Below are 11858 nucleotides of genomic sequence, written 5' to 3' on the forward strand. Positions count from 1 at the left end.
AAGATTTCCTTCACGAGGTTCACGTCATGCACATGGCGTCTCGCAGCGCACCCCTTCCACCGGAGGAGCATGCTCATGAGTTCGCGCACCAGGCGCACCAGGCGCACCGTCGTCACCTCGGGGGTCGCCGCGCTCGTCGCGGTGACCGGACTCGGCCTCGGCGCCGCGCCCGCGCACGCCGATCCCGTACCGCCGACCACCACCTGCGACCCGGCCCGTGACGTCTACTGGGACGACGTCGTCTCGGCCCGGGTCGAGCCGACCATCACCGACTTCCTCGCGGTCGCGATCGTCCCGGGCACCACGGGCAGCTACACCAAGACCCTCAGCGAGGTCACCTCGGTGAGCACCACGGTCAACTCCAGCGCCGAGATCGGCACCGAATTCAAGGCGATCTTCGCCAAGGTGAGCGTCAAGGTCGGATTCTCGGTGTCCGACTCCCAGTCGACCACCCGCACCACCACCGTCAGCGAGACCGTGAACTTCAACAGCCCCGGCTACTACGGCCTCTACCGCGGCACCCGGAAGGTCACCGGTCAGTGGGTGCGCTACGTCTGTGCCCGCGCCGGCAGTACCGGCTACTGGATCAACACCAGCCCGAACGGCCCGGGCTCCTTCACCACGTTCGACGTCCCGGAGCTGGGCACCGTCTCCTGTGCCCACCCGGAGACCGCCGGTTCCCTGCGCGCGGCCGCCCGCGCGCGGCTCGTCTGCTGATGACCAGAACCACCGAACCCGCCCGGCCCGCCCACTGCGAAAGCGAGTCCACGATGCCCCACCCGCACCGTCAGCGCTCCCGCGCCCGCCGCCCGCTGAACGTCCTCGGCACGGTGGCCGCCGCCGGCGCCCTGCTGTTCACCGCCGCCCCCGTGGCCCTGGCCGCCCCCGCGTCGGCGGGCGCCCTCGCCGGCGATCCGGCGAGCAGCTACTCCTGCGATCCCGGGCTCTACCGCATCAACACCGCCGGCAACAGCCGGCCGCTGACCGTCGCGCTCTCCTCCGGGAACCACGGCTCGATCATCCAGTACTTCTGGGGCAACGAGTCGAACCAGAAGTGGCGCGTCTGTCGCAAGCGCACCTCCGACGGCAGCGATCTGGTGTACTTCCAGGACGCCTGGCGCGGCTGGTGCATGGCGGTCGACCGGTGGGGGACGGAGAGCGGCACCTGGATCCTCACGGTCGGCTGCGGCGACGACATCCCCGCGAACCAGTCGTTCCGGGTGGCGAAGGTGGCGGGCACCAACCTGTTCGCGCTGCAGGCCCAGCACTCCGGCAAGTGGGTCGCCGCCTCGGACCACAGCGACGAGATCCGCCAGGTGGTCCAGGACAGCACGCCGGACCTCTTCTACCTCCAGGCCGTCTGATCACCCGTCCGTGACACCGTCGGCGGGGCAGGCCGCTTCGACCCCGCAAGGGGCCGGACGGAACGGCCGCCCCGCCGACGAGCCGACCGTTCCGGACTGGGAGTCTCGCACCGCCGACGCCGAGCAGGGAGTCTCGCACCGCCGACGCCGAGCGGGGGAGAGGGCGCCGCCGGGCGCCCGCGGCGCAGTCGCGAACCGCGCCGGTCCCGGCGTAGGGCCCGCGCGTGCTGCGCCCTGTCATGTGCCGTAGGAACGTTCGACGCGGCGTCTACCGCGGGTCGGCGTTTGTCGCCCAGCTCCCCCGAGGCCGCCCCGGCGCGCTCCGGCCACCTCGTACGCTGGCGGCCGCCGATGCGAACGCATCGTGCGCACAAGGGGAGGAACGCGTGAAATCGCTCATGAGAAGGGCCCGTTGGCTGGGCGCGGCGGCCAGCGCGGGGCTGCTGCTGGCGCTCGTGCCCGGGGCCGCCACCGCGGCGCAGCCGGTGACCGCCGGGGCCGCGGGGAGCGCCGTGACCGCCGGGACCGCCCGCACCGTCACCGTGGGGTGGTCGGCCCCGGTCGCCGCCGTCACCCCCGACGGTGCCAAGGCCTATGTCGGGGTCATCGACGACGACAGCGGCCGCACGACGGTCCTCAAGGTCGTCGACACCGCGACCGGCGCGATCACCACCCGACTCACCCTGTCCACGGCCCCGTGGACCTACGTCGGCTCGCTGGCCGTCAGCCCGGACGGCACCCGGCTGTACGCGGCCGTCGGAACCTCCCGCCTGGTCACCGTCGACACCGCCGACGACACCGTCGTCGCCGACGTCCCGATCCCGGACCAGCCGCGCCCCGACGGGTACATGCCCGGCACGGTCGGCTCCCTCGTGGTCGCCCCCGACGGCGCCGGCGTCTACCTCGCCCAGCGCGGGCCGCAGCAGCGCTACGGCGCCCGGCCGGGCCGCGTCCTCGCCTACTCCACCGCCGCCCGGGCGTTCACCGCCTCGCTCGACCTCGCCGACTTCGGTGTCGGCTCGATCGTCCTGCGCCCCAACGGCCAGGACGCCTACGTCACCACCGCGGCCGGTCTGGTCCACCTGGCCACCACCCCCACCTCGCTCACCACCGTCCGAACCTTCACCGAGGGCCACGGGGCCGGCGGCAGCGCGGTCCTCGGCCCCGACGGCAGCACGCTGTACGGCATCGGCGGCTCCGATTCCGACTACATCGTCGACACCGCGACGGACACCGTCACCTCGGGCTTCCACTTCGCGCCGGGGCACGGATCCCTGCGGGCCCCCGTGATCAGCCCGGACGGGCGCCGCCTGTACGTGGTCAGCCAGAACTCCGGCATCATGGGCCCGGGCACACCGTTCCCGCCCGGCCCGTACTACTCCAGCGTGATCCTCTCCTACGACACCGAGGCCGGCGCCCTCGTCCCCGCCGAGGCGGTTTACCCGCCGAGTGTGGGACTGACCTCCACCCTGAGCCTCGGCCCCGACGGTCGCACCCTCTACCTCGCCGGCGACATCTCCCCGACCGTCGGGGTGCGCGCCGGCCTCGACATCATCACCCGCTGACACCGCTGACACCGCTGACACCGCCGCGGCCCTGACGGCCGCCGGGCCCTGAGGGCTCGGCGGGTCCGTCGGGGCCGGGTCCGACGACACGGCAGCGATCGACGGGGCGGAACGGGTGCCGACGGGCCGGGAGGCAGAGGCACCCGACGAGCCGGCGAACCGTACGGCGACCCGGCGGGTGCCCGTTCCCGCCCGGCCGCCTACGCCCCGAGCAGGTGGTCCAGCACCCGGCCGAAGACCAGGCGCCCCGTCCGGGCGAGGACGGGATCGAGCAGTCGCGGCACGCCGGCGACCGTCAGCTCCTCCGTCCAGACCACCGCACTGCCGCCGCCCACCGCCCGGACCCGCAGCTCGGCCCAGCCCCGCACCGGCCGGCCGCGTTTGACCAGCAGGCACCGCCCGTCCCGCCCGGGGCCGGGGGCGACCGGCTCGGTGAGCTCCATCGGGTCGTCGAAGCGCAGCGGTCCCAGGGCCGTCCGGGCCAGGACGACGTCGCCGGCCGCCCGGCCGGTGCCCCGGACCACGGAGACCCGGGTGAACGGCACCCGCTCCCCGTGCCGGGGCCAGGCCGTCAGCCGCTCCCAGCACTCGGCGGGCGGCAGCGGCGTACGGCGGATCAGGACGAAGCGGGCCACGGTCGTCACCCTAGCCGCGGCCGACCCCGGGCCGCAGCGCGGCGGCTCCAGCGACGGTGCGGCGGCTCTAGCGGCGCCGCGGCAGCTCGCCCAGCAGGCCCGCCACCGCGGCCAGGTCGCCGCCCCGGTCGAGCAGCACCACCAGCGGCGGGTGGTGCGCCGGCGCGCCCAGTCGGGCGATCTCGCACGCGGTGACGCCGAGCCCCGGCGGGGCGACCAGGGCGATCGGCGCGCGGGACTCCAGCAGCGGGCCGAGCACCGGGCGGTACGCGGCCGCGGGCGGGGCGCCCCCGGCGGGGCGCAGCACGCCGAGGGCCTGCGGGCCCGGCCAGCCGCGGGCGGCGCCGGGGTAGCGGGTGTGCGGGGCGCCGGTCGGGGGCAGCAGCAGGACCCAGCCCGCGCCCGGGCGGGCGGCCCGGCGCAGCATGTCCAGCCGAACCGCCGGGGTGGCCGGATCCCCGCCCGGGGAGCCGGTGTCCGCGGGCTCGCCCAGCCGGGGCGCCGGCCGGCCGGCCAGGGTGGTCCGCAGGACCTCGGTGGTGCCCAGCCCGCTCGGCAGGTCCGGGAAGGAGCGCAGCAGGTGGGTGCTCTGGTCGAGCAGCTCGGCGGCGTCCCGGTCGGCGAGCAGGGCGCGGTCGTGGGTGGTGGTGAGGACCAGCCCGCCGGTGGCGTCGTAGTGGGCGGCGAGCGTGATCGGGTAGGAGGTGAGGGTGCCTGCCGGGACGGGGCTCTCCACGTGGATGCCGTGCGCGGCCAGGTCGGTCTCCAGCCGCAGGTGGTGCGCCGTGGCGGGCCGGTGCTCCAGCACGACCAGGGAGTTCGGCCGCTGCCCGCGCGCGCCGGGTGTCCAGCGGTGGGCCTGGCCGGGCGCGACCCACTCGTAGGCCGCGAGGTCGAGCACCCCGTCGCGCAGTGCCGCGAGGAGCTGCGGCACGGTGGTGCCCGGCTGCACCCGGACGGAGATCGGCAGCGGGTTGCGCAGGGCGCCGGGCAGTCGGTCGATGCCGTCCAGCGGGATGCCCCGGCCGGAGACCGTCACCGCGAAGCCGACCCGCACCGCCCGGGCCGGGCGGCGGGGTCGGTCGCTCTGCTCGGCGCGGTACAGCAGCAGCGCCCAGGCCGCCTGGAGCGCGCTGCTCTCGCCCGCCCCCCAGGCGGCCGCCCAGCCGCGCAGCCGGACCGCCTCGTGCGGGGTGAGGCGGCGCCGGGCCCGGCCGCTGCCGCGCCGGTGCGGATCGGGGGCGAGCGGCAGGACGGGGGTGGCGGGCGGCCGGGTGGACCAGAACTGCCGTGCGGCGTCGGTGCCGCGGCCGGCCAGCCAGCGGGCGTGGTCGCGCAGGTCGGGGCGGCGCTCGCCGCCGGGCAGGACGCCGCCGGTCAGGTAGGCGCGGTAGAAGGACTGGAGCAGCAGCCGCACGCTCCAGCCGTCCAGCATCGCGTGGTGGTAGGTGAGCAGCACCCGGGTGGCGGGGCCGTCCTCGGCGTGCGGCGGGTCGTCGACGAGGGTGGCGCGCAGCAGGGCGGGGCGGCGCAGGTCGAAGCCGCGCCGGCGGTCCGCGGCGAGCAGGTCCTTCCAGTCGGTGGCGTCGTGCCGGTGCCGGGTCACCTCGGGGGCGGCGTGCTCGTGCAGCACCATCCAGGGGTCGTCGGTGCCGTCCTCGTCCCAGTCGAAGGCCGCGCGCAGCACCGTCTCGTGGTCGAAGACGGACTGCCAGGCCGTGGTGAAGCGCTCGGTGTCCAGTGGCCCGTGCCAGTGCCAGGACAGCTGCTCGACGTGCCGCCCGGGGGGCCCGGCCGCGCCGATGACCTGGCGCAGCAGCTCCCGCTGGAGCGCGCTGGTCGGCACGGTGACCGGCTCCGGCGGGTGCGCCAGCGCCTCGCGCAGTTCCTCCAGTACCCCGGCGGCGCGCGCGGGCGGGCCGGACGCGATGCCGACGAACAGCCGCCGGCCGCCGCCCGGGGCACTGCCGTGGCCGGCGTCCTCGACCAGCACCGCCCGCAGTCGGGGACCGGCGGCCAGGCTGCGCCCGAGGTCGGCGAGCACCTGGTCGAGCGCCTCCGGGCCGTCCACCGTCCGCTGCCACAGCAGTTCCGTCGCGGGCCCGGGGGAGTCCTCGGCGGCGACGGTCCGCAGCGCGGCGCGCAGGGCCTGCGCCGGGTACGTCCGGTGCAGCTGGGCCAGGACGAACTCCGGTGCCCGGCCGCGCCGTTGGGCGGCCTGCCGGGGCCGGGAGGCGGTGCCGGCCAGCGCGGCGCGCACCGCCCCCGCGTCCAGCGGCCCGGGCGGACGGCCGACGGGCAGGCAGGGCGCCGGGGCGCCGGTCACCCGCAGGGTGACGGGTGCGCTGGAGAACTGACGGTTCGTCATGGCTGATCAGCGGGCACCGGAGCCCTCATCCTTCCCGTGGGCCGGCCAGGATCGCGCCGGGGGTTACTGGGTGGCGAGCCCGCCGCAGACGTTCAGCGCCTGGGCGGTGATGCTGGCCGCGGTGGGGCTGGTGAGGTAGCCGGCCAGCGAGGCGACCTCCTCGGGCGTGGTGTAGCGGCCGAGCGGGATGTGCGTCGTGAAATGCTGGTGGATGGTCTCGGGGGTGGTGTTGTAGGCGGTCGCGTACTCGTGGTGGATCCTGGCGGTGTGCGGGGTCTGGACGTACCCCGGGCAGATGGCGTTGACGGTGGTGCCGGTCGGCGCCAGCTCCTTGGCCAGCGCCCGGGTGAAGCCGATCACGGCGTGCTTGCTCGCGGTGTACGGGGCGCCCAGGGTGACGGCCTGCTTCCCGGCGGTGGACGCGATGTTGATGATCCGCGGGTGCGTGGTGGTGGTGATGTGGCCGTGCCGGAGGGTCTCCCGGGTGACCAGGAAGACGGCGTTCAGGTTGGTGTCGATGACGTCGTACCAGAGGTCGTCGGTGGTGGTGGCGGTCGGGCCGCCGCCGGTGCGGCCGGCGTTGTTGACCAGGACGCTGATCGGGCCGTGCTCGGCCACCGCGTGCCGGATCAGTTCGCCGACCTGGGTGGGGTCGCGGACGTCGCAGGTGAGGCCGTGGGCCTGGTGGCCCTCGTCGCGCAGGGTGGCGAGGGCCTGGTCGATGTCCTTGGCGGTGCGGGCGCAGATGAAGACACGGTGGCCGCGGCTGCCGAGTTCGCGGGCGATGGCGAGGCCGATGCCGCGGGTACCGCCGGTGATCAGGGCGAGGGGTTTCTCGGGTGCGGTGGTCATGACGCGTCCTGTGGGTGAGGGCTGGGAGAGGTCTGCGGGGACGGCCGTCCGGACGGGGCTCAGGCCGAGTACAGGTTGTAGGTGGTCGGGTGGGCCGTGGTGGGCGTGTTGAGGGTGGGGTCCAGGGTGAGGATCGCGTGCTGGAGGTGCTGGAGGTGCGGGGAGGGCTGGATGCCGAGTTCGCTGGTCAGCCGGTGCCGCAGGTGGTGGTAGGCGGTCAGGGCGCTGGTCTGCCGGCCGGCCCGGTAGAGCGCGACCATGGCCTGGGCGTGCAGGCCCTCGTGGTGCGGGTGCTGGTGGGTGAGGTGGGTGAGTTCGGGGATCAGCTCGTTGTGCCGGCCGAGCCGCAGGTCGGTGTCGATGCGGCGCTCCAGGGTGATCAGCCGGCTCTCCTCCAGCCGCATGATCTCGATGGTGAGGATCGGGCCGGGCCGGACGTCGACCAGGGCGGGTCCGTGCCAGAGGGCGAGGGCCTGGCGGAAGTGGGTGGCGGCCTGGTGGTCCTGGCCGTGGTTGAAGGCGTGCTGGCCCTGGGTGGTCAGCAGGTTGTAGGTGTGGACGTCCAGGTTGTCCGGGTGGGTGGTGAGCTGGTAGCCGCCGTGCCGGGTGGTGAGGATGTCCTTGGCGGTGGTGTGCGGGGTCGGCCCGAGGGCCTGGGTGATCCGGCGGCGCAGTTGCAGGATGTACGTCTGCATGGTGGTGAGCGCCTGTCTGGGAGGGTCGTCGCCCCAGATCTCCTCGATCAGGGTGGCCGTCGGCAGGATCCGGTTCGGGTAGAGCGCCAGGAGGGCGAGGATCTGGCGTTGCTTGGCGGCGGTGGGGACGACGGAGATGCCGTTGAGGTCGGCGGTGAGGGGGCCGAGGACCCTGAGGTGCATGGCGGTTCTCCTCTCGTGCGGGGGGTCGGGGACTCGGGGGTCGGGGACTCGTGGAGCCGGTGACGCGTGAAGGCGGGGACCCGTTGCGGCGGGGACCCGTGGATGCGTGGACCCGGTGGAGGGAGCGGTGCGCCGCGGGGACGGCAACCTCGTTCGTGCGGAAGGGCGTTCGAGTCAGCGGGATGGTGGGGTGGACGCGTCGCACCCTAGTTGCGCCCGGCGGCGGTGGCCGGAATCCTCAAGTGCCCGTCGAGCGGGGTTCCGGGCGCTCTGGTGGCGGCTTCCGGCGGACGGCAGCGGCGGGGCGGCCCCCGGGAGTGGGGGCCGCCCCGCCGCGCGTGGAACCGGGGGCTACTTCCTGCGCAGGTCGCCCGAGAAGCCGCCGACCAGCAGGTGCAGGCTGCCGTCCGGATTGCGGGTGTACACCTGGTCGTACGGGACGGCGGCGCAGCCGCTGAGCGTGCTCATCGGGGCGGTGCGCAGCACCACCCGGTCCGGGGTGGCCTGGACCAGGTTGGCGGTCGCGTCGCAGTAGCGGGTGCCCGCTCCCTCGTTGTTGTGGATCTGCGCGACCGGGTCGTTGGCCCGGCCCTGGGCGATGGTGATCGAGAAGTCCGGCTTGACGAGGGTCTGTTGGCTGCCCAGATCGCCCTGCCAGGAGCCGAGGAAGGCGGCCGGGATCTCGCCGCCCGGCGTCGGGGCGGCGGAGGTGGCGGCGGGCGGGGTGCTGCCGGAGCCGGAGCCGGTGCCGTCGGTGTCGTTGCCGCGCACGGCCAGGACCACCGCGGTGCCGGCCGCCGCGACGGCCAGGACGGCGGCGACCAGCAGCACGCCGGGGCCGGGCCGGCCGCGGGTTGGCTGCGGCGGGGGTGCGTACGGGGGCCGGTACGGCGGGGGCCGCGTCGGGGAGTACGGCGTCGGCGTGCCCGGGGGCGTGGGCGTGGGCGTGGGCGTTCCGGGGGCCGGCGCCCCCGGGGTCGGCGGTGCGGCGTGCCACGGCTCCGCCGGGCCGAACTGCCCGGTGGGAGCGCCGGGTCGGGCCGGAGAGTCACTGTCCAGGTCCAGCAGTTCGACCGCGAGCGCGGCCAGCGCGGCGGCGATCGCGGGCGGCAGCCACTCCCGTCGCTCCAGCCGCTCGCCCGCCGTCGGGTCGGCCGCCGTCAGCCGGTCGCGCAGCTGGGCGGGAGTGGGCCGGCGGGCCGGGTCCTTGGCCAGGCACGCCGTCAGCAGGGCGTGCAACTCCCGGTCGGCCACGTCGAGTTCCGGCTCCTCGTGAAGGACCCGGTAGAGCAGGACGGGCGCGCTCACCCCCGAGCCGAACGGCGCGGTGCCGGTGGCGGCGTGGGCGAGTACGGCGCCGAGCGAGAAGACGTCCGAGGCGGGCCCGGCGCGGCGCCCCTCGGCCTGCTCGGGGGAGAGGTAGCCCGGGGAGCCGACCACGAAGCCCGACCGGGTGAGCGCGGTCGCCGCGTCCAGTGCCCGGGTGATCCCGAAGTCGATCAGGCGCGGGCCGTCCAGCGCCAGCAGCACGTTCGACGGCTTGACGTCCCGGTGCACCAGCCCCTGGGCGTGCACGGCCTGCAGCGCCTCGGCGAGCCCCACCCCGAGGGAGCGGACGGCGGCGACGGGCAGCGGCCCGAACTCCCGCACGGCGGCGGCCAGCGAGGGCCCGGCGACGTACCCGGTGGCCACCCAGGGCTGGGCGCCCTCGGTGTCCGCGTCCAGCACCGGGGCCGTCCAGCGGCCGCCGACCCGCCGGGCGGCGGCCACCTCGTTGCGGAACCGCACCCGGAACTCCCGGTCCGCCGCGAACTGCTCGTGCACCAGCTTGACCGCCACCGTGCGGCCGCCCGCCGTCCGGCCCAGGTAGACCCGGCCCATGCCGCCCGCACCGAGTCTCCGCAGCAGGCGGTACTCGCCCACCTGCCGGGGATCCCCGTCCCCCAGTGCCTCCACGCCGACTCTCCCCTCGCCGCGCCCGTCCGTACTCCACGCCAGACGGTACCGCCGGGACGGGCGGTTCCGGTTCGGACCGACGGCCGCGGAACGAGTGCGGGTCTGCGGGTGGCCGGGGCCGATTCAGCTCCGGGCGGCTCCACTGGGCGCCTTGCCGGAGGCATCGGCCTGGGTGCGGCTCGCGGCGGCCTCGCCGTCGGGCGTGCCCTGTCCGTCCGCGCTCGCGCCGTGTCCGTTCGCGCCGTGTCCGTTCGCGCTGTGCCCGTTCGCCTCGTGGGCGCCGTGCCCGTTCCGGGAGGCGAGCGAGGCCGGCTCCGGCAGGTGCGCCTGGTGGTCCGGCGGGTAGAACTGCCGGGCCCAGTGCCGCATCGCGCCGATCGGCCCGTCGCCCTGGGCGAGCCGGGGCGGGGAGACGTACCGCTTGGTGGACCAGATCGGGAAGTCCGCCGAGGTGAACTCCAGGTTGCGCCGGAACATCGGGCCCGCCAGCAGCCTGGTCACCACCCGGCTGACGGTCCGGGCGACGGCCGGTGGCAGCCCGGACGGCTCCGCCATCACGAAGCGGCTCGCCTGCCGCAGCTGCATCCGGCCGGGGGCGACCTGGGTGGCCATGACCAGCGAGCAGATCTTCAGGCCGAGCGACGGGGTGTGGACGTCGGTGTGCAGGGCGGTGAGGCCGTACCCGTCCACCTCGACGTGGACCTCGCGCATTCCGAGCAGCGGGAAGGTCTCCCGGACCAGCATCGAGATGTGGAAGCCGGTGCCGTCGAACTCCACCGGAGCCGCCAGCTCGCCCTCGGGCCAGCCGTGCAGGGTGACGAAGTGGCCCAGGTCGAAGGAGTTCTCCATGACGTCCTGGGCGTAGCCGGGCATCTCGAAGGAGGCGTACCGCAGCGGCTGCCGTCCGTCGTCGAGCCGGTGCCAGGCGGGGATCTCCCAGTCCGGCTCCCGGCCGTCGTGGTGGCGCCAGACGAAGACCGCCTCGTTCACCTCGCGCACCGGCAGCTGCGTCAGCGCCGCCTTGGGTGTCTGGGTGCCGTACCCGGTGCGTACGCAGTGGCCGTCGGCGTCGAAGGCGAAGCGGTGGAACGGGCAGACCAGGTCGTTGCCCTCGACCGAGGCCAGGCCGAGGTGGGCGCCCAGGTGCGGGCAGTACGGGCGGATCGCGCGGAGGCGGCCGTTGCGCAACCGGTACAGCACGACGTCCTCGCCCGCGAGCTGGCGGGTGAGCACGGTGCCGGGCTTGAGCTCGGCGGAGAAGGCGAGTGCGGACCAGCCGTCGGGATAGGGCAGCGCCGGTGGCAGGGCGACGTCGGCCGCGGTCGGGCGGTTGCTGACGGGGTGGACGTGCTTGGACACGCGCATGAAGTCTCCTGTCGGTCTGTCCGGCGCCGCCCCTCCCAGGCGATTAGCGCTCGAACAGAATGGAATTCAGATGCTATCCACGGAACGGGAGCCCGTGCACGGACAATCCCCCTAAGCAGCAACAAGTCTGATGATCCGCCAGGTATGAGTGTTCAAGGATTCGACAGATCCCGGGCACCCGCCCGGCTCGTGGGCGGGCGTGTCCGAGCACCTCGGCGGGGCTCCGCCGGCGAGCGGCGGCCGAACGGGGGCAGAACGGGGGCCGAGCAGCGGCCGAGCGGGTCGAACGGGGAGGCGGACGGCACCCGGGCCGGAGCCGGGCCGTCGGGACCGGGCGGCATCCCTTCGGGCCCGTACCTCGGGACGATCGGTGCCGGCGACGGATTCCGCGGTCCCGGGACCGGGGTTTTCCTTTCCGGTCGCTCCGCGATTTCCCGGCCGGCCCGTTTCCGGCCGCCGTGCGCGGCGCTTCCCGCCGCGCGGTCGAAGAAGGGTCGAGAGGCGCTGGAAAGAGCTTTCAGGCGGGGGTGCGGTGTGTTGTGGTGGGTGCCGGGGAGCCCGGGCCGCGGGTGGTTCGACGACCGTGGGCGGGCGGAGCACCGCTGGTCGGTGGCGCATCGGTGGCGTAGACGCTCGCGCATGGAGCTGAGAGCGGCGGCTATGGATCGTCCGGGCAGGGGGGATTTGAATGGTGCCACGACGACGAACCGATCGGGCGCGACCGGCGCCTTCGAGGATCGGTCTCCGGTGATTCCTCCGAGTCTTGGAATGAGGGTGTTCGTGATGGCTGGTGTGGTGGATCTCGCGGTCGGGTCCGGTGTGGTGCTGGTGGTCGGTGGGACGGGGAAGACGGGTCGTCGGGTGGCGGACCGGCT

General features: G+C 74.9%; 9 protein-coding genes. 3 read left to right on the forward strand and 6 right to left on the reverse strand.

Going from position 1 to position 11858, the window contains the following annotated elements; genetic code table 11:
• Nucleotides 1-75 precede the first annotated feature (75 nt).
• From ACZ6EM_RS20605 to ACZ6EM_RS20615, 3 genes are all read left to right on the forward strand, one after another.
• Complete coding sequence (locus ACZ6EM_RS20605; protein ID WP_401050094.1) at nt 76-717, forward strand: hypothetical protein; 642 nt, start codon at nt 76-78, stop codon at nt 715-717.
• Nucleotides 717-1364, forward strand: coding sequence for an RICIN domain-containing protein (locus tag ACZ6EM_RS20610; protein WP_465772934.1), 648 nt, complete (start codon nt 717-719; stop codon nt 1362-1364). Before ACZ6EM_RS20605 ends, ACZ6EM_RS20610 begins: the two co-directional genes overlap by 1 nt.
• Before the next feature lie 398 nt (nt 1365-1762).
• Nucleotides 1763-2929 (forward strand): hypothetical protein, encoded by a 1167-nt coding sequence (locus ACZ6EM_RS20615; protein ID WP_465772935.1) that lies wholly within the window; start codon nt 1763-1765, stop codon nt 2927-2929.
• Nucleotides 2930-3129: 200 nt separating this feature from the next.
• Here the strand turns inward: ACZ6EM_RS20615 and ACZ6EM_RS20620 are convergent, their stop codons facing one another.
• The 6 genes from ACZ6EM_RS20620 to ACZ6EM_RS20645 form a co-directional block, all read right to left on the reverse strand.
• On the reverse strand, nt 3130-3564 hold the full coding sequence (locus tag ACZ6EM_RS20620) for an SRPBCC family protein (protein WP_465772936.1): 435 nt from the start codon (nt 3562-3564) through the stop codon (nt 3130-3132).
• A gap of 67 nt (nt 3565-3631) precedes the next feature.
• Nucleotides 3632-5932 carry a condensation domain-containing protein gene (locus ACZ6EM_RS20625; protein ID WP_465772937.1) on the reverse strand — a complete coding sequence of 767 codons (2301 nt, stop codon included), beginning with the start codon at nt 5930-5932 and terminating at the stop codon, nt 3632-3634.
• Nucleotides 5933-5995: 63 nt separating this feature from the next.
• Nucleotides 5996-6784 (reverse strand): 3-oxoacyl-ACP reductase FabG, encoded by a 789-nt coding sequence (fabG, locus tag ACZ6EM_RS20630; RefSeq protein WP_359913699.1) that lies wholly within the window; start codon nt 6782-6784, stop codon nt 5996-5998.
• Between the two features lie 59 nt (nt 6785-6843).
• Nucleotides 6844-7662, reverse strand: coding sequence for an AfsR/SARP family transcriptional regulator (locus ACZ6EM_RS20635; protein ID WP_380554358.1), 819 nt, complete (start codon nt 7660-7662; stop codon nt 6844-6846).
• 351 nt (nt 7663-8013) lie between these two features.
• Entirely contained in the window at nt 8014-9618 is a 1605-nt protein-coding gene (locus ACZ6EM_RS20640) for a serine/threonine-protein kinase (protein WP_465772938.1), read from the reverse strand.
• Nucleotides 9619-9741: 123 nt separating this feature from the next.
• Complete coding sequence (locus ACZ6EM_RS20645; RefSeq protein WP_465772939.1) at nt 9742-10983, reverse strand: Rieske 2Fe-2S domain-containing protein; 1242 nt, start codon at nt 10981-10983, stop codon at nt 9742-9744.
• Nucleotides 10984-11858 lie beyond the last annotated feature (875 nt).

The organism is Kitasatospora sp. NPDC041917 (assembly GCF_055589745.1).

Excerpts from the sequence above, each read along its gene's own strand:
- ACZ6EM_RS20605 (WP_401050094.1), top strand. The coding sequence starts at position 76 with ATGAGTTCGCGCACCAGGCGCACCAGGCGCACCGTCGTCACCTCGGGG.
- ACZ6EM_RS20610 (WP_465772934.1), top strand. The coding sequence starts at position 717 with ATGACCAGAACCACCGAACCCGCCCGGCCCGCCCACTGCGAAAGCGAG.
- ACZ6EM_RS20615 (WP_465772935.1), top strand. The coding sequence starts at position 1,763 with ATGAGAAGGGCCCGTTGGCTGGGCGCGGCGGCCAGCGCGGGGCTGCTG.
- ACZ6EM_RS20625 (WP_465772937.1), bottom strand. The coding sequence starts at position 5,932 with ATGACGAACCGTCAGTTCTCCAGCGCACCCGTCACCCTGCGGGTGACC.
- fabG (WP_359913699.1), bottom strand. The coding sequence starts at position 6,784 with ATGACCACCGCACCCGAGAAACCCCTCGCCCTGATCACCGGCGGTACC.
- ACZ6EM_RS20635 (WP_380554358.1), bottom strand. The coding sequence starts at position 7,662 with ATGCACCTCAGGGTCCTCGGCCCCCTCACCGCCGACCTCAACGGCATC.
- ACZ6EM_RS20645 (WP_465772939.1), bottom strand. The coding sequence starts at position 10,983 with ATGCGCGTGTCCAAGCACGTCCACCCCGTCAGCAACCGCCCGACCGCG.